The organism is Aliivibrio sifiae (genome assembly GCF_002954705.1).
Taxonomy (GTDB): Bacteria; Pseudomonadota; Gammaproteobacteria; order Enterobacterales; family Vibrionaceae; genus Aliivibrio; species Aliivibrio sifiae_A.
Map to the genome: position 1 here is coordinate 311,547 of NZ_MSCO01000002.1, position 22,376 is coordinate 333,922.

Annotated in this window: 24 protein-coding genes; 20 read left to right on the forward strand and 4 right to left on the reverse strand. The window is 38.8% G+C overall.

Going from position 1 to position 22,376, the window contains the following annotated elements:
- The first annotated feature begins 54 nt into the window (after nucleotides 1-54).
- From BTO22_RS12365 to BTO22_RS12410, 10 genes are all read left to right on the forward strand, one after another.
- Nucleotides 55-2,205: a TonB-dependent siderophore receptor gene (locus BTO22_RS12365; RefSeq protein WP_105055788.1), complete on the forward strand. Its 2,151-nt coding sequence runs from the start codon at nucleotides 55-57 to the stop codon at nucleotides 2,203-2,205.
- Between the two features lie 128 nt (nucleotides 2,206-2,333).
- On the forward strand, nucleotides 2,334-3,101 hold the full coding sequence (locus tag BTO22_RS12370; RefSeq protein ID WP_060992883.1) for an ABC transporter ATP-binding protein: 768 nt from the start codon (nucleotides 2,334-2,336) through the stop codon (nucleotides 3,099-3,101).
- Nucleotides 3,095-4,039 carry an iron-siderophore ABC transporter substrate-binding protein gene (locus BTO22_RS12375; RefSeq protein WP_105055789.1) on the forward strand — a complete coding sequence of 315 codons (945 nt, stop codon included), beginning with the start codon at nucleotides 3,095-3,097 and terminating at the stop codon, nucleotides 4,037-4,039. The genes BTO22_RS12370 and BTO22_RS12375 overlap by 7 nt, the downstream gene beginning before the upstream one ends.
- On the forward strand, nucleotides 4,032-6,047 hold the full coding sequence (gene fhuB, locus BTO22_RS12380; RefSeq protein ID WP_105055790.1) for a Fe(3+)-hydroxamate ABC transporter permease FhuB: 2,016 nt from the start codon (nucleotides 4,032-4,034) through the stop codon (nucleotides 6,045-6,047). The genes BTO22_RS12375 and fhuB overlap by 8 nt, the downstream gene beginning before the upstream one ends.
- A 76-nt stretch (nucleotides 6,048-6,123) precedes the next feature.
- On the forward strand, nucleotides 6,124-6,891 hold the full coding sequence (locus BTO22_RS12385) for a DUF3450 domain-containing protein (protein WP_374954022.1): 768 nt from the start codon (nucleotides 6,124-6,126) through the stop codon (nucleotides 6,889-6,891).
- A gap of 1 nt (nucleotide 6,892) precedes the next feature.
- Nucleotides 6,893-8,254 (forward strand): MotA/TolQ/ExbB proton channel family protein, encoded by a 1,362-nt coding sequence (locus BTO22_RS12390; protein WP_105055792.1) that lies wholly within the window; start codon nucleotides 6,893-6,895, stop codon nucleotides 8,252-8,254.
- Nucleotides 8,254-8,787: a MotA/TolQ/ExbB proton channel family protein gene (locus tag BTO22_RS12395; RefSeq protein WP_105055793.1), complete on the forward strand. Its 534-nt coding sequence runs from the start codon at nucleotides 8,254-8,256 to the stop codon at nucleotides 8,785-8,787. The genes BTO22_RS12390 and BTO22_RS12395 overlap by 1 nt, the downstream gene beginning before the upstream one ends.
- Nucleotides 8,784-9,188: an ExbD/TolR family protein gene (locus BTO22_RS12400; RefSeq protein WP_105055794.1), complete on the forward strand. Its 405-nt coding sequence runs from the start codon at nucleotides 8,784-8,786 to the stop codon at nucleotides 9,186-9,188. The genes BTO22_RS12395 and BTO22_RS12400 overlap by 4 nt, the downstream gene beginning before the upstream one ends.
- Nucleotides 9,188-9,811, forward strand: a complete 624-nt coding sequence (locus BTO22_RS12405; RefSeq protein ID WP_105055795.1) for an energy transducer TonB — start codon at nucleotides 9,188-9,190, stop codon at nucleotides 9,809-9,811. The genes BTO22_RS12400 and BTO22_RS12405 overlap by 1 nt, the downstream gene beginning before the upstream one ends.
- Nucleotides 9,808-10,977 carry a tetratricopeptide repeat protein gene (locus BTO22_RS12410; protein ID WP_105055796.1) on the forward strand — a complete coding sequence of 390 codons (1,170 nt, stop codon included), beginning with the start codon at nucleotides 9,808-9,810 and terminating at the stop codon, nucleotides 10,975-10,977. Before BTO22_RS12405 ends, BTO22_RS12410 begins: the two co-directional genes overlap by 4 nt.
- A gap of 56 nt (nucleotides 10,978-11,033) precedes the next feature.
- Here the strand turns inward: BTO22_RS12410 and BTO22_RS12415 are convergent, their stop codons facing one another.
- A complete protein-coding gene (locus BTO22_RS12415) occupies nucleotides 11,034-11,783 on the reverse strand; it encodes a phosphatase (protein ID WP_105055797.1) in 750 nt (249 codons plus the stop codon).
- A 143-nt stretch (nucleotides 11,784-11,926) separates the two neighbouring features.
- Here BTO22_RS12415 and BTO22_RS12420 point away from each other — a divergent pair, with 143 nt between their 5' ends.
- Entirely contained in the window at nucleotides 11,927-12,106 is a 180-nt protein-coding gene (locus BTO22_RS12420; RefSeq protein ID WP_105055798.1) for a hypothetical protein, read from the forward strand.
- A gap of 183 nt (nucleotides 12,107-12,289) precedes the next feature.
- Here BTO22_RS12420 and BTO22_RS12425 read toward each other — a convergent pair whose 3' ends face one another.
- Nucleotides 12,290-12,910: a LysE family translocator gene (locus BTO22_RS12425; RefSeq protein ID WP_105055799.1), complete on the reverse strand. Its 621-nt coding sequence runs from the start codon at nucleotides 12,908-12,910 to the stop codon at nucleotides 12,290-12,292.
- A 110-nt stretch (nucleotides 12,911-13,020) separates the two neighbouring features.
- Nucleotides 13,021-13,893 carry a LysR family transcriptional regulator gene (locus BTO22_RS12430; protein WP_105055800.1) on the reverse strand — a complete coding sequence of 291 codons (873 nt, stop codon included), beginning with the start codon at nucleotides 13,891-13,893 and terminating at the stop codon, nucleotides 13,021-13,023.
- A 78-nt stretch (nucleotides 13,894-13,971) separates the two neighbouring features.
- Between BTO22_RS12430 and BTO22_RS12435 the strand changes: the two genes are divergently transcribed.
- The 3 genes from BTO22_RS12435 (at nucleotide 13,972) to BTO22_RS12445 (ending at nucleotide 17,277) form a co-directional block, all read left to right on the forward strand.
- Nucleotides 13,972-15,183 carry a multidrug effflux MFS transporter gene (locus BTO22_RS12435; protein ID WP_105055801.1) on the forward strand — a complete coding sequence of 404 codons (1,212 nt, stop codon included), beginning with the start codon at nucleotides 13,972-13,974 and terminating at the stop codon, nucleotides 15,181-15,183.
- Nucleotides 15,184-15,404: 221 nt separating this feature from the next.
- Nucleotides 15,405-16,061 carry a 2OG-Fe dioxygenase family protein gene (locus BTO22_RS12440; RefSeq protein WP_105055802.1) on the forward strand — a complete coding sequence of 219 codons (657 nt, stop codon included), beginning with the start codon at nucleotides 15,405-15,407 and terminating at the stop codon, nucleotides 16,059-16,061.
- Nucleotides 16,045-17,277: a cysteine desulfurase-like protein gene (locus tag BTO22_RS12445; RefSeq protein ID WP_105055803.1), complete on the forward strand. Its 1,233-nt coding sequence runs from the start codon at nucleotides 16,045-16,047 to the stop codon at nucleotides 17,275-17,277. Before BTO22_RS12440 ends, BTO22_RS12445 begins: the two co-directional genes overlap by 17 nt.
- Here the strand turns inward: BTO22_RS12445 and BTO22_RS12450 are convergent.
- On the reverse strand, nucleotides 17,244-17,600 hold the full coding sequence (locus BTO22_RS12450) for a c-type cytochrome (RefSeq protein WP_105055804.1): 357 nt from the start codon (nucleotides 17,598-17,600) through the stop codon (nucleotides 17,244-17,246). The two genes, BTO22_RS12445 and BTO22_RS12450, sit on opposite strands and share 34 nt — an antisense overlap.
- 218 nt (nucleotides 17,601-17,818) lie before the next feature.
- Between BTO22_RS12450 and BTO22_RS12455 the strand changes: the two genes are divergently transcribed.
- The 6 genes from BTO22_RS12455 (at nucleotide 17,819) to BTO22_RS12480 (ending at nucleotide 22,366) form a co-directional block, all read left to right on the forward strand.
- Nucleotides 17,819-18,427 carry a sigma-70 family RNA polymerase sigma factor gene (locus BTO22_RS12455; RefSeq protein ID WP_105055805.1) on the forward strand — a complete coding sequence of 203 codons (609 nt, stop codon included), beginning with the start codon at nucleotides 17,819-17,821 and terminating at the stop codon, nucleotides 18,425-18,427.
- A complete protein-coding gene (locus BTO22_RS12460) occupies nucleotides 18,420-19,073 on the forward strand; it encodes a ChrR family anti-sigma-E factor (RefSeq protein WP_105055806.1) in 654 nt (217 codons plus the stop codon). The genes BTO22_RS12455 and BTO22_RS12460 overlap by 8 nt, the downstream gene beginning before the upstream one ends.
- A 125-nt stretch (nucleotides 19,074-19,198) precedes the next feature.
- Complete coding sequence (locus tag BTO22_RS12465; protein WP_105055807.1) at nucleotides 19,199-19,627, forward strand: nuclear transport factor 2 family protein; 429 nt, start codon at nucleotides 19,199-19,201, stop codon at nucleotides 19,625-19,627.
- The gene (locus tag BTO22_RS12470) at nucleotides 19,624-20,361 is read left to right on the forward strand and encodes an SDR family NAD(P)-dependent oxidoreductase (RefSeq protein ID WP_105055808.1); all 738 of its coding nucleotides are present in this window, start codon (nucleotides 19,624-19,626) and stop codon (nucleotides 20,359-20,361) included. The genes BTO22_RS12465 and BTO22_RS12470 overlap by 4 nt, the downstream gene beginning before the upstream one ends.
- A complete protein-coding gene (locus tag BTO22_RS12475) occupies nucleotides 20,361-21,638 on the forward strand; it encodes an NAD(P)/FAD-dependent oxidoreductase (protein ID WP_105055809.1) in 1,278 nt (425 codons plus the stop codon). The genes BTO22_RS12470 and BTO22_RS12475 overlap by 1 nt, the downstream gene beginning before the upstream one ends.
- Complete coding sequence (locus BTO22_RS12480) at nucleotides 21,635-22,366, forward strand: DUF1365 domain-containing protein (RefSeq protein ID WP_105055810.1); 732 nt, start codon at nucleotides 21,635-21,637, stop codon at nucleotides 22,364-22,366. The genes BTO22_RS12475 and BTO22_RS12480 overlap by 4 nt, the downstream gene beginning before the upstream one ends.
- Nucleotides 22,367-22,376 lie beyond the last annotated feature (10 nt).

The following is a 22,376-nucleotide window of genomic DNA, read 5'->3' on the forward strand; positions in this document are numbered from 1 at the left end:
AGAGAATCATTCTCATTTGTATTCAATTTTTAAGAAGTTGTAAACAGGATTATAATGAACGTATCTACTGAACATCCAAAACTTAACGTCACTCTATTAGCAACGGCAATTGCTGCCTCTTTTTTATTTCCTATTTCAGCAATGGCTAATGACAATAACTCTTCTGATGATATTGAGACTATTTCAATATTTGGTCAGGCTTATCGTAATACCGCAACAAAAACATCGTTAGAGCCAGAGGAAACTCCTCAGGGCATTACTATTCTCGATGGTGAGGCATTAGAACAACGCAGTGTGAAATCTCTTAATGAGGCACTACGTTATGTTCCTGGTGTGACAACCGAGCAGAAAGGTGGTGCAGTGACAATGTACGATACGTTCAATATTCGTGGATTTGATGTAAACCAAAGCTATTACGATGGTTTGGTTTTACAAGGCTTAAATGGGTGGAATTTACAACCTCAGATTGATCCTATTGCGCTTCAACAAATTGAAGTATTTAAAGGGCCAACGTCAGTATTATATGGGTCAATGCCACCGGGTGGTATGGTCAATATGATCGCCAAATCACCACAAAAAGAAAAAAGTACGGATGTAAAATTAGCAACAGGTACTGGTAATCTTGTGGAAGCCTCTATTGATACGACAGGGCAGTTTGGAGACAGTGATTTCTCTTATCGTTTTATTGCCCTTGCTCGTCAAAAAGATGGTCAAGTTGATTACACAAAAGAAGAACGCTACGTTATTGCCCCATCAATTGATTGGCAAGTAAGTGACCGAACGCTGATCAACTTTAATATGTATTATCAGAATGATCCGTCAATGGGTATGAACTCTTCAATGCCATCTTCTGGAATGATTTACGACAATCCAAATGGCAGTACAGATCCGTCCACGTTTGTTGGAGATAAAAACTGGAGTACGTTTGAGCGTGAATTCTTTATGGCTGGTTATAAGATCAACCATGAGTTCAATAATAACTGGTCATTCTTACAAAACTTCCGTTATATGAATGCATCGCTGTATCAAGAGAATACATACCATATTGAAAGTAACTTTGATGCATCAACGGGCAATCTTGATCGCAATATTTACAGTACTGATGAAAGCTCAACTGGTTATACGATTGATAACCAACTGTCTGGTCGTGTAGTGACTGGAGGTATTGAGCACAATCTGTTGTTTGGTATTGATTACCAGAAATTAGACGGTGACTCACTTTATCAAGAGTTTGGTACGACCAATCAGTTTGGTAATTTTAATATTTTCAATCCAAACAATGACATGATTGATAAAAGTAAACTTACCAAGTCTTATGAATCGAAAGAAAAAATCAGTGTTGAACAATTAGGGTTCTATACTCAAGATCAAGTGCGAATTGATCGTTTAGTTCTGATTGCCGGTGGTCGTTTCGATCAATATAAATCAAGCAATACAACAAGCACAACGTCTAAAGATGCAGATCAAAGTCAATTCTCATACCGTGTTGGTGCACTGTATGAGCTTGAAAGTGGTTTCTCACCATTTATTAGCTACGCAACCAGTTTTGAGCCAGCTGCCGGTCTTGATGGAAAAGGTAACGCTTATGATCCTGAATTGGGTGAGCAAATAGAAGCGGGTGTGAAATATGATTCAGCTGATTATACAAAAACAGCGTCAGCATCGGTGTTTAGAATCGTAAAAAGTGACGCATTAATGTCAGATCCGACAGACCCATGGGGACCTCAATTGCAAATTGGTGAAATCCGTTCTCAAGGTGTTGAGCTGCAAGGTCAGTGGATGGTTAATGATAGCTGGGACGTCGCTGCAAACTATACGTATATTGATATGGAAATTACCAAAGACAGTGGTAATGACTTAGAAGGTAAAACACCAATTTATGTACCAACCCATGCCGCTAGCCTTTGGTCTAACTACTATATCTACGATGGTATTCTAACGGGAACACGCATTAGTGGTGGTTTACGTTATGTGGGTGAAATGGAAATGGATGCGAACAATACAGATAAAGTACCTGATTATACGGTTGCTGATGTCTCTATTGGTTATGAGTTGGATGGATTAAGTGAATCATTGGCTGGTGCAACGGCGCAACTAAGCGCAACTAACCTATTTAATACTGAATATTACAGTTGTTATGACTCGGCTAACTGTTGGTACGGTGCAGAGCAAACGGTAGAATTGAGTGTTAATTATAACTTTTAAGCTTAATTAAGAAAAAGGGGGAAGTACGTATCATTTTACGTGCTTCTTTTCTTGCGTTTTTGCCATGAAAGAAATGAATTAGGTATGACGTAAAGAAATCCATTTACACACATAAATAATGTAGCTGTATGTATCAACTAAATAATATAAAAGTGATCAGGGACGAACGTACGATTCTTGATATTGATGAATTAACAATAGATCCAACCGCCTTAACGGTGGTACTTGGCCATAACGGATCAGGTAAATCGACCTTGGTAAATTTGTTGGCGAATCAATTTTCACCAGAAGAAGGTGAAGTGAGATTAAATCAACAACAGCTGTCTACGTTAAATTCGAAAAAATTTGCTCAAAAAGTGGCGTTTTTGCCTCAAAAATTACCAGAAGTCGCAGGGCTTAATGTTGAAGAGCTTGTTCGCTTAGGTCGTTATCCTTGGCGTGGTGTTCTTGGGCGTTTTAATAAAGAAGATGCTCAGATTATTGACGAGTCAATGAGAAAAACAGGTGTAGAAACTTTTCGTTCAATATTGGCTGACCAACTTTCTGGTGGGGAAAGACAACGAGCGTGGGTGGCGATGTTATTAGCTCAGCAAGCGGATATTTTGATTTTAGATGAGCCAACATCAGCATTGGATATTCATCACCAATATCAACTTATGGGACTATTGAGTGAGTTAAACCAACAAACAAAAAAAGGGATCATTGTTATTCTGCATGATCTTAATTTAACACTTCGTTATGCGACACAAATCATTGCACTTAAAGGCGGAAAAGTGGCTTTTAAAGGAGAAGCAGGTCACTTGCTTGATGATGCGTTATTGTCTGACTTGTATGGCACACCGATCACCTTAATTGATCACCCTATTCATAACCACAAAGTTGCTATCGTATGTTGAAAAATCGTATTCTTTCGTTTATCACTCTTTTATTTTTGATGGTAAGTCACACTGCATCGGCTCAATTTTTTGTGCAAGACAGTCGTGGAGAACAAGTTCTGGATTCAATACCTCAGCGAGTTGTGGCCTTAAATTGGGATCTAGCAGAGCAAGTTATAGAGCTCGGTGTTACACCTGTCGCAATCACAGATACGGCGGGGTACAGTGAGTGGGTAGTACAACCCGCATTATCGAGTGATATTGAAGATGTCGGTACTCGCGCAGAACCCAATTTTGAGAAAATAGCGGCGGTAAAACCGGATGTGATTCTTGTTGCTTCTCCGCAGGCCGATTTAATTCCTCAGTTAGAAAAAATAGCGCCTGTGTTGTATTTTCAAACTTACTCTGCAGATCATGATAATAGCTTGATGGCGATTAATAATTTTAAAGCTATTGCCCTTGTGTTAGGAAAAGAGAAAGTCGCACAAGAAAAGTTAATTGAGATGGATATCGAGATAGCAGAATTAAAGCAGCAGTTAGCTGACGCGTATGGTAATGCGTTACCAGCCGTGTCTGTGTTTCGATTCGCAACTATGACCTCGGTCTTTATGTATGGTGATAATTCAACAGCGCAATACGCGTTAAATAAGTTAGGGTTTACCACCGCGTTGCCTCAAAAAAGCAACCAATGGGGAGTGACCCAACTTCGCTTAACAGAGCTTCGTCATATTGATGATGGTATCGCGCTGTATATAGAACCGTTTAATGAAGAGAGTAAATTAAACAAATCCGTTATTTGGAATGCGATGCCTTTCGTACGTGCCCATCGAGTGAATAGTGTTGAATCGGTATGGAGTTATGGTGGCGCAATGTCAATTAAATACACAACAAAAGCATTGGCAAAAAGTTTACTTGAGATAGCGCCTAAATCAATTAATGTTAGTGGTAATAATGAGTAGCCAGTTAAAGGGTGTCTCTTTCCGTTATCTATCGGTACTTTGTGTATTGATTGGGTTGGTGGCTGCTACGTTTCAATTTGATGCTGTATTGAGTTTATCTCAGCAATGGCAAGCAATAAGCCAAGCGAGTGTTGATCTCACTTTACTTGATGACTTTGATAAGATCATCTTTGTTGAGTCACAATTACCTCGTTTAATCATGGCACTTTTGGTTGGTGGAATGCTTGGATTAGTCGGTAGCTTAATGCAACAGCTGACTCAGAATGCGCTTGTTTCCCCAATGACACTTGGTACGGCATCAGGTGCGTGGCTAGCTTTGGTCATTATGAATGTGTGGTTTGCTGAATATGTGGCTGATTATGCGTCTATGGCGGCACTCGTTGGAGCCTCGCTCACGTTTGGTTTAGTCGTTGCTATTGCTGGTATTCGAAATTTATCAGGCTTACCTATCGTGCTATCTGGTATGGCTGTGAATATTTTTCTGGGTGCTGTCGCCACCGCTATTATTTTATTAAATGAGCAATATGCAAAGAACTTGTTTATTTGGGGGGCAGGGGATCTGGCTCAGAATGGATGGGATCAAATTGTATGGTTATTACCAAAACTATCAGCCGCTGTACTTATTTTTATCTTCGCGCCTAGAGTCTTAGCATTATTACGTTTGGGTAATGTTGGCGCTGCGGCTCGTGGGCTTAATGTTATTCCTGCTTTCTTTGGGTTATTTACTGTTGGTTTGTGGCTGGTTGCTTCTTCGATTACAGTGGTTGGCGTGATCAGTTTTATTGGTTTACTTGCACCGAATATTGCGCGTCATTTAGGAGCTAGAACTCCAAGAGATGAATTGTTCTTTAGCTTATTATTAGGCGCTACGTTATTAGTTGGTACTGATTTATTGGCGGTAGTGCTCAGTCATTACACAACAGATATGATCCCAAGTGGAACAGCGGCGGCATTCATTGGCGCACCTGCACTTATTTGGTTTACTCGAAGAAACATGAACTCGCAAGATCAACTGTCGATCAGTTTACCAAAAGGGAAATCGTATTTACCAACAGGGTTAATTACATCATTGATTGTGGGTCTTGTGGTCGTCGCGGTTTTAGCGGTTGTGATAACAAAAGATTCAACCCAAACACTTCATCCGTGGGTAATGATGATCCCAAGTGAGTTCAGTTGGGAGTTAAAATGGCCAAGGCTACTTACCTCTTTATCTGCAGGGGCTGGATTGGCCGTTGCAGGCGTATTATTGCAACGATTGATTTATAATCCTTTAGCAAGTCCTGATATTTTAGGTATCTCAGCGGGAGCGACATTAAGCTTAATTGGTGGCAGCGTTTTTTTAGGGTTTAATATCTTTGAAGCCGCGCCTCTTGTGGCTTTTTGTGGAAGTTTAGCGGTATTAGTGCTGTTATTGGTGCTAGGGAAGCGTCATCAGTATGCGCCTTCGATGCTCATTCTTACTGGGATAGCATTAACGGCGTTAATCGACGCTTTAGTCCAATTTTCATTAGCAAAAGGGAATGAGGATTCATATTCATTATTGAATTGGCTTGCCGGTTCTACTTACCGAGTGTCTCCCCAATCTGCTTTTGTTTTGTTCTTTTGCGTCGTTTTATTGGTGGCTTTTGCGTTATTAACCCATCGTTGGCTAACTCTTATTTCAGCAGGTCGTTTGTTTGCACAAGCCAGAGGATTAAACGTAACTAAGAGTTTTATCGCATTGCTTATTTGTGTTGCATTACTTTGTGGGGCGGTAACTGCTACCATGGGGCCGATTGCATTTATAGGCTTACTTGCTCCCCATATGGCGGTTCTTTTTGGGGCGAAAAAAGCATTTGAACAGATTGTCGTAGCGGCATTAATTGGCGCTTGGTTAATGGTGATTGCTGATTGGTTAGGTCAGCATATTTTATTTCCATCTCAAGTGGCAGCAGGAACGTTAGTGTCAGTGATTGGTGGTATTTACTTTATTGGGTTGCTGATAAAAGGCCAACGCTCTACACATTAACAATAGACGTTCAATAATGGCTAGCCTTGCATTGATATTGGCTAGATGAATTTAATTAATTAGCGATTTGATTATGATAAAAATGACGAAGAAAGCATGGCTATTGGTCATGATGGCACAACCAATGGCGGTATATGCCAGCGATTTAGGAACGGCTCAAGCCATTCAAAATAAGACCAATACGGCTTCTGCTCAAAGCCAGGCTCGTATTAGTCATAGTGCCGATTCTACTTTATCGTTGCGTGCTGATATTGAGCAACTGGAAGAAGAAGTTAAAAACCTCGATGTTTACCGCAAGCATTTAGAGGCATTAGTAAAAGATCAACACAGTGAATTGAGTAATATTGATCAGCAAATTTCAGACATTGAACAAACTCGTCAGGGGGTTGTGCCTTTGATGTATAAAATGATTGATGGTTTAAAACAAACAGTTAAAAACGACAAACCTATTCGTATTGAACAGCGCAATCTTCGCATTGAAAAGCTAGAGACCATGATGACAGTGGCGAATGTCAGTGATGCTGAGAAGTATCGTCGTATTTTAGAAGCGTATCAAATCGAACTGGATTACGGCATTAAGTTGGGTGTTTACCAAGATAAAATTACGCTTGATGATGATAAAACCATTGAAGCTAATATTTTGTATTTAGGTCGAATTTCTTTAATTGCATGTAATTTTAATCAAGACAAATATTGGGCTTGGGATCAAAAAGAAAAGGCATGGAGATTATTAGATTCGTCACTTAATTCGGATCTTAATCATGCGTATGCCGTCGCGAATAAAGAGGTAGCCCCAAGCTTACTTACGTTGCCTGTGTCACTGAATATTACTGAGGAGAAATAAGATGAATTACGTATCCACACTTCTTAGTGTTTGCTTATTAAGCCTTTCTTTTTCAGTTGCAGCTCAAGGTGATTTAGCAAGCAGTGCACAAGCTCAAAATAAAGCACAAAAGTCGCATGATGTGCAGCGAGAATCGGGGTTTAAGCAAACAGAGAAAACGTATCTACAACAGAAAAAAGAACTTGCTGAACGAAAACGCCAAGTTCAAAAAAAGATTAATGCATTGACGAAAACCTTCAGTGAAAATGAAGGGCTATTAGCAAAACGAGAAGAGAAACTGCGCTTAGATACTGGCAGTTTAGGTGAATTGTTTGGTGTGGTTCGTCAAGCAGCGAAAGAATTGAAAAGTGAAAATCAAACCAGTGTTACCGGTGCGGATCATCTTCAATACTCACAAGCGGTAAACACCATCGTATCTGCTAAAACGTTGCCAACCTTGTCACAGTTAACTGAATTATGGATGAGCATGGATGAACAAATCCAGGCCAGTGGTGAACTGAAAAAAATTAATACCAATGTGATTGATGGTGAAGGTCAAATCGCTTCTCAAGTGTCGTATCGCTTAGGATCGATAGGCTTAATTGCCGATCAAGGCTACTTGAATTGGAATGGCACACGTAAAGACGCCACTTATTATGTTAAGCAACCAGATAATGGCCCAAGCTTGAGTTCACTGTCTGATCTTGCAAGTGGTGATATGGAAACCATGGTTGTCGATCCGTCTCGTGGCTTCATGATAGACCAACTGGCATTAACACCAACCTTGGTTGAAAGACTCCAAGCCGGTGGTGTTGTAGGTAAAATCATTCTTGCGTTATTAACGTTAGGATTGGTGATTGCGATTTTCCGAGGCGTTAAATTAGCGATTATTCAACAACAAATAAAAACACAGTTGAAGAATCCAGAAGATCCAACAGACAACCCGTTAGGCCGAGTATTATCTGTTTACGATGAAGAAAAACACCGTAGTGTTGAGTCATTAGAATTGCGTTTATTAGAAGCGATTGTTGATGAGCAACAAGGGTTAGAAAAAGGGCTTTCAATGCTGAAATTACTTGCAGCCCTTGCGCCAATGCTTGGTTTGTTAGGTACAGTTACTGGCATGATTGAAACATTCCAAGTGATCACTCAGTTTGGGAATGGAGATCCAAAAGTGATGGCTGGAGGGATCTCGATGGCATTGGTCACCACCGTTCTTGGTTTGGTTGCTGCAATGCCGTTGTTGTTTGCTCATAATATTTTAAGCACTCAAGCTGAGAATATACGTAGTATTCTAGAGAAACAAGGCATTGGTTTAGTCGCAATACAGGCAGAAAAGCAACCGCAGTCGACAGTGAAAACAACGGTAGGAAGTAACATTTAATGGCAATATCATGGCTATCTAATTGGCTTGATATATTACTGCAATTTATGGCACAAGGTGGTCATATTTTGTGGTGGCTGGCAGGGGTTGTCGTTGTATGTTGGTTATTTGTTGTTGAGCGCGTGATATATCTTGGTTTTTATTTTCCAAAACGCCGTCAAGAATGGATAACACTATGGCATCAACGCAGTGAACATGAATCTTGGTATGCCCATGCGATTCGTGACAGTTGGTTAAATCAGGCCCACATAGAATTAAATCAGAACTTAAACCTAATCAAATGGTTAGTATCAATTTGTCCAATGTTAGGATTATTAGGTACTGTGACTGGAATGATCTCTGTTTTTGATGTGATGGCAACATTAGGCAGTAGCCAACCGAAACTTATGGCCTCAGGCATCTCACTGGCTACGCTACCAACGATGGCGGGTATGGTTGCCGCTCTTGCTGGATTGTTTGTTCATGCACGTTTAGCAAAGACGTGTCGTTTACGTGAATTGAAGTTAGAAAAATCATTAAGGAGTCCAACATGAGACTCGGAAGACGCGATACAAAAACAGAAGAAGCTCAAATTGATTTAACGTCAATGCTGGATATTGTCTTTATCATGCTGATTTTTTTCATTGTGACGAGTTCGTTTGTACGTGAATCAGGGGTTGAAGTGAATCGGCCTCAAGCATCCAATGTAACAAGCCAGAAAGACGCAGGCATCTTTGTTGGCATTGATGCATCAAATGATATTTACATCGATAAACGAATAATAGATGTAGAGCGTGTACAAGCGACGTTAGAGCATCTGTTATTAGAGCAACCTGATGCTTCACTTGTGATCCAAGCGGATAAGCATGCGTATAACGGTACGGTAGTTAAAGTGATGGATGCGGCAAAAGGGGCGGGCGTGAAGCAAATAGCATTGGCAGCGGAGAAGCGATAGTGTTTAGGTTACTAATGGCGTTACCTATAGCTGTCGCTATCAGTATTGCCTTATTTTCAATGATGGCATGGATGGTCGACAATGGTAACCAAGGAAAACCAGAAGCCAGCGAAAATCTAAGCTTTACAATGATGATGGTTGAACCTGAAAGTGAGCTTCAACGTCGTCAGCGTTCTGCTCCTGAGCAGCCTAAACCGCCAGAATTACCACCAGAAACGAAAGTATCCCAGTCGCAATCAGAGATGTCTTCGGTGATGTCTGTAACGCCAATGTCTTTGGCTGGTTTAGATACGGCGATTAACGGATTAAAAATAAGCGCTCCAACGTCGTTTGGAAGTTTTACGACGAACCAACAGGCAATGCCATTGTATCGCGTAGAACCACGATACCCGAGTAGAGCATTAAAACGTAAAATTGAAGGCTACGTTATTATGTCTTTTTCTATTGATGAAACAGGCGAACCTTTTGATATCGAAGTCAAAGGAGCGGAGCCAAAACGAATATTTGATCGTGATGCGGTTCGGGCACTAAAACAATGGAAGTACCAACCTAAATTGGTAGAAGGAAAAGCCATTGTTCAGCAGAATCAAACCGTTAGACTGGAGTTTAAATTAGCCAAATGATAAAAAATATCGCACTAATGGCTCTTTTTACCTTGTTTTGCAATGGTGTGATGGCGGCGGAATTGAGCCGATATACCGTCACAAAAGTACAAAGGGCACAGAACCTTCAGCAAAATGAAAAATTAAGTGAAGCCATTGATGTTCTTGCGGATGTTGATACATCGAAAGCCTATGATAAAGCATTCGTAGCTCGAATGTTGGGTGTGTTTTATTGGCAGAATAATCAAAAATCACAAGCGATTAAACAGCTTGATTATGCGGTTTCGAGTGGTCAATTACAGGATAAGCAAGCGTGGACAACCCGGAAAATGTTAGCCGATATCCTCTTAATGGAGCAAAAGTATAAAGCAGCGCTACCCCATTATTATCAATTGGTTAAAACGGTACCAAAGAGTGAGAAAGGGGATGAGTTATGGCTTAGGATCGCTCAGGTCCATTATCAGAGCTCAGAGTTTACACCAACCCTTAAAGCGATTGGTCGATATGAATCGTACCGAAAACCAGATGAATTGACGCCATTGTCTTTGAAGTTTGGTGCGCAAGTTCAACTTAAGCAATGGAAGCAAGTTATTCCTACTTTAGAGCGCCTGATTGTACTACAGCCTGAGAAATTAACGTGGTGGCGTCAATTAGTTACGGTTCACTTGCAGTTAGGTCAAACCAAGCAAGCATTGAATGTATTAGTGTTAGCGGATATCAACAAATTATCTCTTCCTGAACAAGACATTAAATTGTTGGCTCAGCTATACGCAAAACAAGGTATTCCAGAAAAAGCTGCACAGACATTAGGACGCTTATCAACGGCAAATACTGATGTTGATTTATTAGTAGAGCAAGCCGTGCATTGGCAAAATGCGAAAGAGTGGGATAAATCTATTCAATTCTGGAGTAAAGCCGCAAAAATATCGTCTCGTTATTACTGGCAAGAATCTCAATTACTTTTGCAGCAAAAACACTATGAAGCGGCTTTGAGATCGTTAAATAAAGTGAAGGATCCTAAGAAAAAACAAGCGGTGTTATTGGCGAAGGTAAAAGCGTATTACAAACTGGATCGCTTAGAAGAAGGGTTGATTAATGCGAAAAAAGCCAATGATATATTCGCCTCTAATGAGACGAAGGGCTGGGTTAAATACTTATCTAATTTGAGGCGATTAGAATCGCAATAAAAGAGTTAAAATGGAAGGTTAGTGATAGCCTTCCATTTTTATATATCGGTTTAGAACTATTGCGTTAGTGCTTCAAATTCTGTAATCGGCGCTCGCCCACGCAAAGCAAGAAAGCTTAAAAATTGCTTAGGTGTATGAGTAATAATTTTATCTAATGGGAAGTTAACGGCATCAATAAGCTGTTCTACTTTCTCAAATTTACCAATATCCTCACAAAAGTGCGCATCACTGCCAGTCGTGATAAAAGCGCCTAATTCTTTTGCTGTTTTTGCTATTTCATAACAACGATCAATACTTCCTATTCGACTTCCCCCTTTAAGAGACGTGTTATTAATTTCAATCGCTACTTTATGATCGGCAGCACACTGAATTACCTTTTTAAAGTCAAAATCAAAGTTTGGGTTGCCCAAGTGACCTAAGGCATCAACTCTACCTGATTTTATAATCTTGATTAATGCTTGGGTGTGTACTAGCTTATTTGTAGGAGAAAAAACAGGTTCATGGAAGCTTGCGATAACCCAATCGAGGTTTTGGTCAACGGAAGGTGGAATATCAATATCGCCTTCTATATTGCGAATGTTTACTTCGCAGCCTCTGATAATAGCTACACCATGAAGAAAGCGAGGAAGAACGCGTTGGTTGCTAAAAAACCAGTAATGAGGGGCGCCAGGCATCAAAGAAGCATGGTCTGTCGTGCAAAACATTGGCAAGCCAAGCAGAGAGGCTGAAAAAGCGTTTTCACTGATGGTACTGTAAGCGTGACCGCTAGCGTAGGTATGAGTATGGGTATCTACTTGAATGCGCATTTGTTTTCTCCATTAAACAACAATGCGGTTAGTATAACTTATTTTTGCAACTTTTAGCTTTGACATTTGTCTGACAAAGTGTACGAAAAAGAGAACTATTATTCACACTGTTGATGTGAAACGTAATATACATGGAGTTTTTTATGATTAGCACAGAAATATTAAAGAGTGAGTTAAACGAACTCACGGTATACCAACTGCGAAGCCTTCAATATGCGATCGCTAAAAAGTTAGAGGAAAAAGCAGCAGCTAAAACTAAATCAGAAAATGCACTGCTTACTGATGAAGAACTGGATATGCTAGCAGAAGTAATGAGAAGTTGATTTTCACATGATCTAAACTTCTCTTTTCTGCTGTTGATTTAAACCATTATGCCTTTTGTTCATTCGCTGCTTTATCAGTCTTGATGTATTACAAAGTAATAGCAGTTTTTCCTTTCTTTCAAATTCTAAATTAAGCGACCCTCATGCAGAATCGCCTTATCTAGATGCTATAAAGCGACTTTCTCACCCTACAAATAACCAAATCGCAACGCCAATCATTAAGCTGCCTGAAATACGGTTCATTATTTTTACATTATTTGAATGCCCTAATGCGCGCTTAAGGCCTTTACCGCCAGCAGCATAGAGTGTCATACATAAAAATTCACAGACTAAAATAATAGAGACAAGAGCAACTAACTGCGGTCCAATTGGATTACTTCCATCAATGAACGGAGGAAGTAATGAAACCATGAAAGCCCAGCCTTTAGGGTTTGCTATTGCAGTGACAAAACCTTGTACCACTAAATCCCAGTCTTTACCCTTAGGGGCGTCTGTTTGTTCGGCGCTCATGGCTAACTTGCCTCTTGAACGCCACATTTGAATCCCAATATAAGCAAGGTAACTTGCGCCAAGGGCTTTAAATATAGTAAAGAGCCATGGATAATTTAGCATAATAGCGGCAACGCCTAAGACTGCAGCTACCGCGACAACAGCAACGCCAACTAATTCTCCCATCATCATCCAGAGTGTACGTTTGTAACCAATGCTCATTCCTAAGCTAAGTGCTAATGTCATACACATGCCTGGAGTAACAGAAACGAAGAAAAAGGTAGGGATAAAAGCCCATAAAATTGCAGTATTCATTTGTGTCTATTTAGTTTAAAGAGATAATCAAAACAGAGTACGAATATTAAGGTTAAAATCAATATAAATGTTCGTTCATAATATGAAACTTGTTAATAGTGTTACACACGTCAACTTAGTTTACTCTTTAGATACTTAATAAAAAGCTGCGTTCGTGTGTGTTCGTAATCTAATGTCGGATAATAAGCATTAACCAAGGTGTGATCGGTTGTAAATTCGGGAAGTACAGCGACGAGATTTCCTGATTGAATATCATCCCTCAGCATTTGTTTACTTGTGAGTAATATACCCATGCCTCGTTTAGCTGCATGAAACAACGCCTCTGGATTCGTGGTAGCAAAGTTACCACGTAAAGTAATGCGTTTTCCGTTTGATAATTTTACTTCTCTAACAGGACGTTCACCCCATATAAGCATATTGTGGCGCTTGAGATCATTAAGGTTAGCTGGCATTCCTTTTTTTTCAATGTATTCCTTAGAGGCAAAAAAACCAGAATGGTGCTCAAAAAGTGGCGTAGATTTATAGCTAAATGTATTTAATTGCTCTAATTCACGGCTAATAAAAACATCAATATTACTTTCAGGAACTTGTCCCGGTAATGTAGTAATTAATTGAACCTTAATTTTAGGGTAAGTAACCAAAAATTCGTCTAAATATTGAATGATAAATTTAGAACCAACAGCAAGGGTAGCGCCTATTTTTAATAACCCCGTAGGAGTTTGGTTAATTGCGCGAGTTTCATCGACAAGGTGTTGCCATTGATCAAGCTGCAAGCGTGCTCGTTGATAAAATAAAATACCCGCATCGGTCTGGTGTACTGAACGAGTGGTTCGAGTTAATAGCTGCACTCCAACTCGTTCTTCAAGCCAATTTATGCGTTTACTGATGGCTGATCCTGATGTATTTAGTACTAAAGCCGCGGCATTAAAGCTGCCTTCCTCAACAACTTTAATATAACTTCTAACACTTTCAATCCAATCCATGATTAGTTCCTTCTGGGACTTAATTTGATTCCTATGATAGCTATTATCAATCATATCGATTGAATGTAAACTGAATAAATGAATAAAAATAATACCTCAACGCTGCCTACTGGCCGCTTAAATAAAACACCGTTACTTCTTGCAATGATGATTATTGCAACGGGGCAAGTTGGTGTGAGCATTTATCTACCGTCATTGCCTTTAATTAGCCAAGATCTTGGAGTTTCCCCAGCAGATGTTCAGTTACTTGTTACGCTATTTTTGGTTGGCTTTGGTGGATCTCAGTTGTTCTATGGACCTCTATCTGATGCATTAGGTAGGCGACCAATCTTTATTTTAGGGCAGGGGATTTATTTGTTAGGTACTCTCTTGTGCTTTTCAATGACAGATAACTTTACTGCTTTAGTGTTAGGGCGTTTACTGCAAGGTCTAGGGGCGGGTAGCGCATCAGTCCTAGGTCGAAGTGTATTAAGAGATAGCTACAGTGGGCATCATTTAACAAAGGCAATGTCTTATATTTCCATTACCGCCTCTATTTTGCCGATTCTTGCACCTGTTATGGGCGGCTGGATTGCTTGGCATTTTAGCTGGCAGTGGGTGTTTGGTTTTGTATTGATATACCTAAGCTGTATTTTAATCGTTGGGTACTTTATTCTTCCTGAAACACTCCCCTATAAACCTCAAAAGTTTAGCTTTACTCAAACATTACGTGATTATGGTTCACTCTTTTCTAACGCTCAGGTTATTTCTAGTGCAAGTTTAAATTGGGTTAGTTATTTAGGTAGCCTTGTGTCTGTTTCCTTATTGCCTTTTTTGCTTCAAGAGGGATTAGGTTTAACGACGGCCGAGTATGGTCAAATAATGATAATTCCTTCTGCGGGTTTAATGATAGGCAGTTTTATTCTTAATAGCTTAAATAAGCGGTGTTCTGTTGATATTTTAATTGGTATTGCCCTCGGTATTATGACCTTATCCGGTTTATGGCTGATAAGTTTTGATACCTCACTGTTTTCTTTAGTATTTGCGTTTACCTTATTAGCCGTTGCTCAAGGTATTACATTCCCACTGTCTATTAACTTATTACTTGCTCCGCATACTAAAAAAGTAGGGACGATTTCAGCGTTATCAGGATCTATTCAAATGGGCCTTGCCGGTGTATTTGGTGGTTATCTCGTCAAAAGTTTGGTAACAAATCAATACTCTTTAGGAGTGTTTTATTTAACGATAACGTTCATTATGTTTTTTGTTTTATTATGGAATAAACGAGTGAGAAGTGGAATTACTGATTAATAATCAATGGTATATGTTTATTTTAGTGAAGAATTCTAGTTTTGAGGTATATTAAAAAAGAGAACTAGAATTTAGTACCTACTTACAGTACTGGAATAGAGTTATCTGTCGAATATTTAAAAATAAATGAATAAAAGAACTGCTTTATTTGATTTATTAGCATTTTTTCATAAATAATAAAGATGTAAATTAAATGTTAATCTTATTATGCAGGAGGCAATATGATTCATTCTCACGATACAACATTACAGCTGACACAATTAAGTCATGCTGCTGTTCATCAGCTCGCACCCTCATTTACAGGTTTACCTAAAACCACTCACGCCGATGGTAACTTTCGATTACGTCGTTACTCAGTCATTTGTGTTGTTAATGAAAAGGTGGTTGAAACCAACAAACATAACTTTGTTCAGAGTGAAGATATTAATCATTTTCAAGGAGATATTGTTCGCGAATTTGAAGGAATTGAAGCGCATATTTTACATAGTGAAGGCATGGCGGAAATGTGCCAAGTCTTTATGGACCTAAATCATCTTCCTAATGGTCAGGAGATTGAGATACATCAAATGCGTATCTCTGCCATTTATGAAGAAACACAAATTGCGCCAGAAGGTGTTCACCAAGATGGTTTTGATCATATTGCATTGATCGGTATTGATCGTTCTAATATCGAGGGGGGGGAACTGCTTGTTTATAAAGACTCTAATGAAGAACCATTTTTTAGAAAGATTCTGGAAGATGGAGAGGTCGCCATGGTTGATGACAGAAAACTATGGCACAACGGAAAACCAATACGTTTGATTGACCACGCGCATGAAGGGCATATGGATGTATTTGTATTAACAGCAAAGGATAAAGCTAATGACTTTCACGCCTGATAACGTACGTCCTCAATTTCCAGCGTTGTCTCAAACAATCGAGAGTCATCCCGTTTTATTTTTAGATGGCCCGGGAGGCTCTCAAGTTCCCACATCAGTGCTAACGGCAATGACAGAATATTTAGGTTATTCGAACTCTAATCTAGGCGGTCATTTTTTTTCGAGCCAGAAGACAAATGCAGTTATGGATAATGCTCGAACTGCTTGTGCTGCTTTATTGAATGCACCAAGCAGTAATAATATTGTATTTGGGGCAAACATGACCTCCCTGACTTTTCAATTAAGCCGAGCGATCAGTCGAGATTGGAAGGCGGGTGATGAGATCATTGTTACAGCATTGGATCATTACTCGAATGTATCAAGCTGGCAACAGGCAGCTGAAGATAAAGGAGTTATCGTTCATCAGGTTCGTGTTAATTCTGCTGACTGTACTTTGGATATGGAACATTTTTATTCTTTACTGTCCGATAAAACAGTACTTGTGGCGACAACGTATGCGTCGAATACAACGGGCTCTCTCGTTGGTGTTGAGTCTATGGTATCAGCTGCTCACCATTTTGGTGCCATGATTTATGTTGATGCTGTTCATTATGCTCCGCATCATTTGGTTGATGTTCAAACTCTAGAGTGTGATTTCTTAGTATGTTCTGCGTATAAATTCTTTGGTCCTCATGTTGGGATCGCATATGTATCACCACTCTATTTAGAATCACTTTCTCCTTACAAAGTGGAACCTGCAACGAATATTGGCCCAGGACGTTTTGAAACAGGAACGCAGAGTTTTGAAGGGCTAGCAGGAGTAAGTGCCGCAATTGAATACCTAGCTCAATGGGGAACTAAAGGGGAAAGTTTGAGAGAAAGGCTGGTGACTAGTTTTACTCAATATCAACAACATGAATTAGTGTTAACACATTATTTTTTGAATAAGGTTGAAAGCCGATTTTGGATTTCGTTATTTGGGATAAGTGATCCTGAACATTGTGAACGTAGAACACCAACGTTTGCTATTCGCTTGAAGGGTCATACACCAGAGCAAGTAGCCAAAGAGCTAGGATTAAAACAGGTGTGTGTTTGGAATGGGCATTTTTATGCGCTGGGCTTAATTAGACAACTTGAGTTGGAAGAGAGCGGTGGTGTTGTACGTATTGGATTTATGCATTACAACACGGTTGATGAAATAGACTATTTATTTTCGATATTAGATGAGCTGGCATAAAACGCGGCAATGTCTTTTAAGTCTTGATCATTAAGTCGCTGTAACTGGGCCTTCATCATTTGAGCTAGAGGGCCCTTTCGCTCGTCATTTTGGTAAGATTTCATTGAAGAATATAAATATGTTTCATTTTGCATATTTAGATTTGGATAACTAGCGTTAACCGCTTCTCCTGTTTGCCCATGACAAAATACACAACTTGGTGCTTTTAGTTTCCCTAACTTGGCATCTCCTGCACTTGCATTAAATGAGAGAAACAATATAAAAATTAAATATTTAAACACGATTAAAGCCTTATGAGTTAATAGTCGATTAAGCCAACACATATCTTTTTAGTCAAGAATATTTATCGCTTTTTGAAATGTGGTTTATGTTTCTATTATCAACTTTTCTTTGGCTACTCTTCATCAAATTTTATTTTCGATACTGTGATAAATATATTGAAATCAATAATATTTAAAATAAATGCAATGTTATATTATAAATAGTGATCCAATTTCTTAGCATTATCGTAGAACAAAGTATGAAAACTTTGGAGATGATTATGCAAACTCATTGTGTAGAGGTTAGCAGTCAGGTGAGCCAAATACAGACTAAATCAGATGAAGAAGATAAAGTAAGATTAGATAGTTGGTTAAAAGAAGTCGCTTTATCTCAAGATAAACAGGCATTTTCCGAGCTGTTTTCTTGGTTTGCACCAAAAATTAGAGCGTATGGATTAAAGAAATTTAATGATCCAACATTAGCGATGGATTTAGTCCAAGAGACCATGACACTTGTTTGGCGAAAAGCCACACTGTTTAATCAGAACAAAGGCAGTGCATCTGGTTGGATATTTACGGTCATGCGTAACCATAGTTTTGATATGTTACGTAAAATACAATCAAATAAAGAAGATACGGTCAGTGATGAATTATGGCCATTATTTGATAAACAAGTTGAAACTATAGAGCTAGATTGGCTTGAAACTAAAAGATTGAAAAAAGCAGTTAGTGTACTACCCAGTAATCAACGAGTAGTTGTTGAAGGGATTTATCAACAAGGTTTGACTCAACAAGAGCTTTCAGAGCAGCTTAGTGAACCAATCGGAACGATTAAATCACGGCTGCGTTTAGCATTAACCAAATTAAGACAGGAGTATGAGCATGAATAAAATTACCCACCATCCTAGCGATGCTTTATTACGTTCTCATATTGATGGTGATTTACCTGAATCTCTTGCTGTTGGTATGACGCTACATTGTGATTTGTGTGAACATTGTAAGCGTAAATCAGAACAATTCACTCAAGAGTTTGCAGCGAAAGCATGGCAAGAACCAGTAGAAGCGGAATCGATTGATTTTTCTCAAATGCTTAACGGTATATTAAATACCGAGGTTGAAACTAGCTATTTGAAAGAGCCATCGGTAGAGCATATTTTTATTGATTCTTTTCATTATGAATTACCTCGAGTATTGACGCGTTATGTTGATATGAAATGGAATCAAATGGGAGCGGTCAGTCGTGCTCGTTTAATAGAAGAGGGAGAGATACGATCCAACTTACTGCACATCAATGCGGGTGGCGTGATCCCTACGCATACCCATAAAGGCTTTGAGTTAACCTTATTGTTAGATGGCAGTTTTGAAGATGAATCAGGACAATACCATAAAGGTGATTTTATTTGGTTAGATTCTTCGCATGCGCATAGCCCTAAAACCATTGATGGGTGTTTATGTTACACAGTGCAAAATGCGCCACTGCATTTTACCCAAGGAATAAGTAAATTATTTAATCCGATAGGTAACTTATTGTACTAATTATATACATATAGGTAAGTAAGCAGAGCTAACGCTAATTTCCTTTTATTAAAAAGATCACAGGATGTGATCTTTTTTGAATACTACCACGTAGTATTTCATAAGTTTAATAAGGACATATCATCATGAAGCACTCTAATTTTGTTACTACATTTATATCACTTTATAGTGAATTAGATCGCTCAACCCTTCATCGCCTTCCTGAAATCTATTCCAATGACGTTCAATTTATTGATGCTGTCCATCAGATCGATGGTCTTCCTATGCTTACTGAGTATTTTGAGCACTTATACGAGAATATTTTAAATTGTCAGTTTCATATTCATCATGTTATCGAGAATAATAATGAAGCCAGTCTTTTTTGGACGATGGAATATAGCCATCCTAAAATAGGTAAAGGGAAAAGTATTTCTGTTGATGGCACTTCACATATTAAATTCAATGAAAGAGTGTATTACCACAGAGATTACTTAGACATGGGGCAGATGCTGTATGAGCATTTACCAGTTCTTGGTTCAGCCGTGAAGCTGATTAAAAAGAGAATGCAGTCATGAAAACAATATTAATCACAGGCGCAACGTCGGGCATCGGTCTCTCTTTAACAAACAAATACCTTAAACAAGGGTATCGGGTTTATGCGTGTGGTCGTAATTTTTCTGGGTATGTTGATTCAGAATACTTAACCAGCGCGAAAGGCAACGGAAGTTTAATTGAGGTCGTTTTTGATCTTGATGACAGCAACTCAATCCTCGACGTACTTTCTACGATTGAAATGCTAGATACCGTGATTCTTAATGCCGGGACATGTGAATATATCAATGATGCGACTCAGTTTGACGCTGTATTATTTGAGCGAGTGATCACAACTAATGTAATTTCAATTGGGTATTGTTTACAAGCGTTAATACCAAAAATGAAGCAGGGCGGTCACTTAGCGTTAATGGGATCAAGTGCTTCTTATGTTCCATTTCAACGGGCAGAAGCGTATGGAGCAAGTAAAGCGGCAATCCATTACTTGGCAAAATCGCTTCAATTAGATATATCACCAGAGCAATTTACGATTAGTGTCATTGCGCCAGGTTTTGTTAAAACGCCACTAACAAATAAAAATGATTTTTCTATGCCAATGTTAATCGACGTTGATAAAGCAGCAGAGCATATAATTACTGGTATAGATAAAAATAAAAAACACATTCATTTTCCATTTCCATTTACGAGTTTCTTAATTTTAATGGGAAGTCTCCCAGATCGTATTTGGCACTGGCTCGCTTTAAGGATGAAACGATAATGAAAAAAATTGCAATAGTTGGTACAGGTATTTCAGGATTGGTGTGTGCTCACCTATTATCACGAGAGCATGATGTGACAGTATTTGAAGCCAATGATTATATTGGTGGGCATACCGCAACAAAACGAGTAAAGGCAGAAGGAAAAGAGTGGGATATTGATACTGGGTTTATTGTGTTTAATGATCGAACTTACCCAAACTTCATTGAGTTATTAACTCAACTTGGTTTATCTGGGCAAGAAACAGAAATGAGTTTTAGTGTAAAAAATGTCATTTCTGGTCTTGAGTATAATGGTCATAATTTAAATACGCTTTTTGCTCAACGCTCAAACTTATTCAATACTAAGTTTTTGTCTTTAATTAGTGAGATTTTACGCTTTAACAAACAATGTAAAGAGCTGTGGAGTGTCGATTACAGTGATGACCATATGGATCTTGATATCGATGGCACATTAGGTGATTTCTTATACCGTAATGAATATAGTAGCTATTTTTCTGAGCACTACATTTTACCGATGGGTGCGGCTATTTGGTCATCTAGCTTACAAGATATGAAAGCTTTTCCATTGCACTTTTTCATTCGCTTTTTCCATAATCATGGTTTGTTAGATATTGCTAATAGACCTCAATGGTATGTGGTCCCTAATGGTTCTCATTCATACATTAAACCTCTGATTGCTACGTTTAAAGACAAAATTCATTTAAATAGTCCTGTAACGAGTGTAACTCGAAACCCTAGAGGGGTGACGTTAGAGATAAATGGTGAAGATAAACATGACTTTGATGAAGTGGTATTGGCTTGTCACAGCGATCAGTCATTAGCAATGTTAAGTGATATTACAACCGCTGAAAAAATAGTGCTAAGTAAACTCACTTATCAAGAAAATGAAGTTGTTATGCATACTGATGAGAGCTTATTGCCAATACAAAAACGTGCATGGGCGGCTTGGAATTATCATTTAGATACGGGGAATAAAAATAACCCATCTAGTGTGACTTATAACATGAATATTCTCCAAGGATTAGAAACTAAAGAAACAACATTTTGTGTCACTTTAAACAACTCACCATTGATTCATAAAGATAAAATATTAGGTTCGTACAAATACGATCATCCGGTATTTAATACTGACACCATAGAGGCGCAAGCTCGTCGAGAAGAAATCTGTGGTCGACACCATACCCACTTTGCTGGTGCGTATTGGTATAACGGTTTCCATGAAGATGGCGTAAAAAGTGCGCTAGATGTATGCCAGCGTTTTGGTATTAGCTTATGATCAATTCCTGTCTATATTATGGCGACGTAAGACACAGGCGATTTCAAACGAAAGCACATAGCTTTAGTTATCAGATGTTCTTTGTCGCCTTAGATTTGGATGAATTAGAAAAAACAGAACAGGTGGGGTGGTTCAAAAAGGGGCGTTTTGCTCCTCTAAACTTTCGTCGTTCTGATTATCTCGGCAATCAAGAGGAGCCCCTAAAGCAATCTGTTTGGAATAAAGTGAGTGAATTAGGTGGAGATAACAGCCAAGGTAGAGTGCTCTTTGTTGGACAGGTTCGTTGTTTTGGGGTCTATTTTAGTCCGATTAATCTTTATTACTGTTATAACCAACAAAATGAATTAACGGAGTTGTTGGCCGAGGTGAGTAATACGCCATGGAATCAAACCCACTATTACTTAATAAAAATTGGCACTGAGCAAATCATTGATAAAACCTTTCATGTATCGCCCTTTTTGGATCTGAATATGAAATATCATTGGTTTGTTAAAGCACCAAGTAAGCGATTATCGTTACACCTAGAAAACCGTGGTTTAGATGAAAAACAAGAAAAGATTTTTGATGCAACGATTGCTATGACTCGAAAAGAATTTAATTCAAAAAATATACGTGAACAAGTGATCTCAATTCCCATGATGACCGTAAAAATAATATGGGGCATTTATTGGCAAGCATTGAAATTATTCATAAAACGAATCCCGTTTGTGCCACACCCAGAGCAATAAGGAGAGAGCA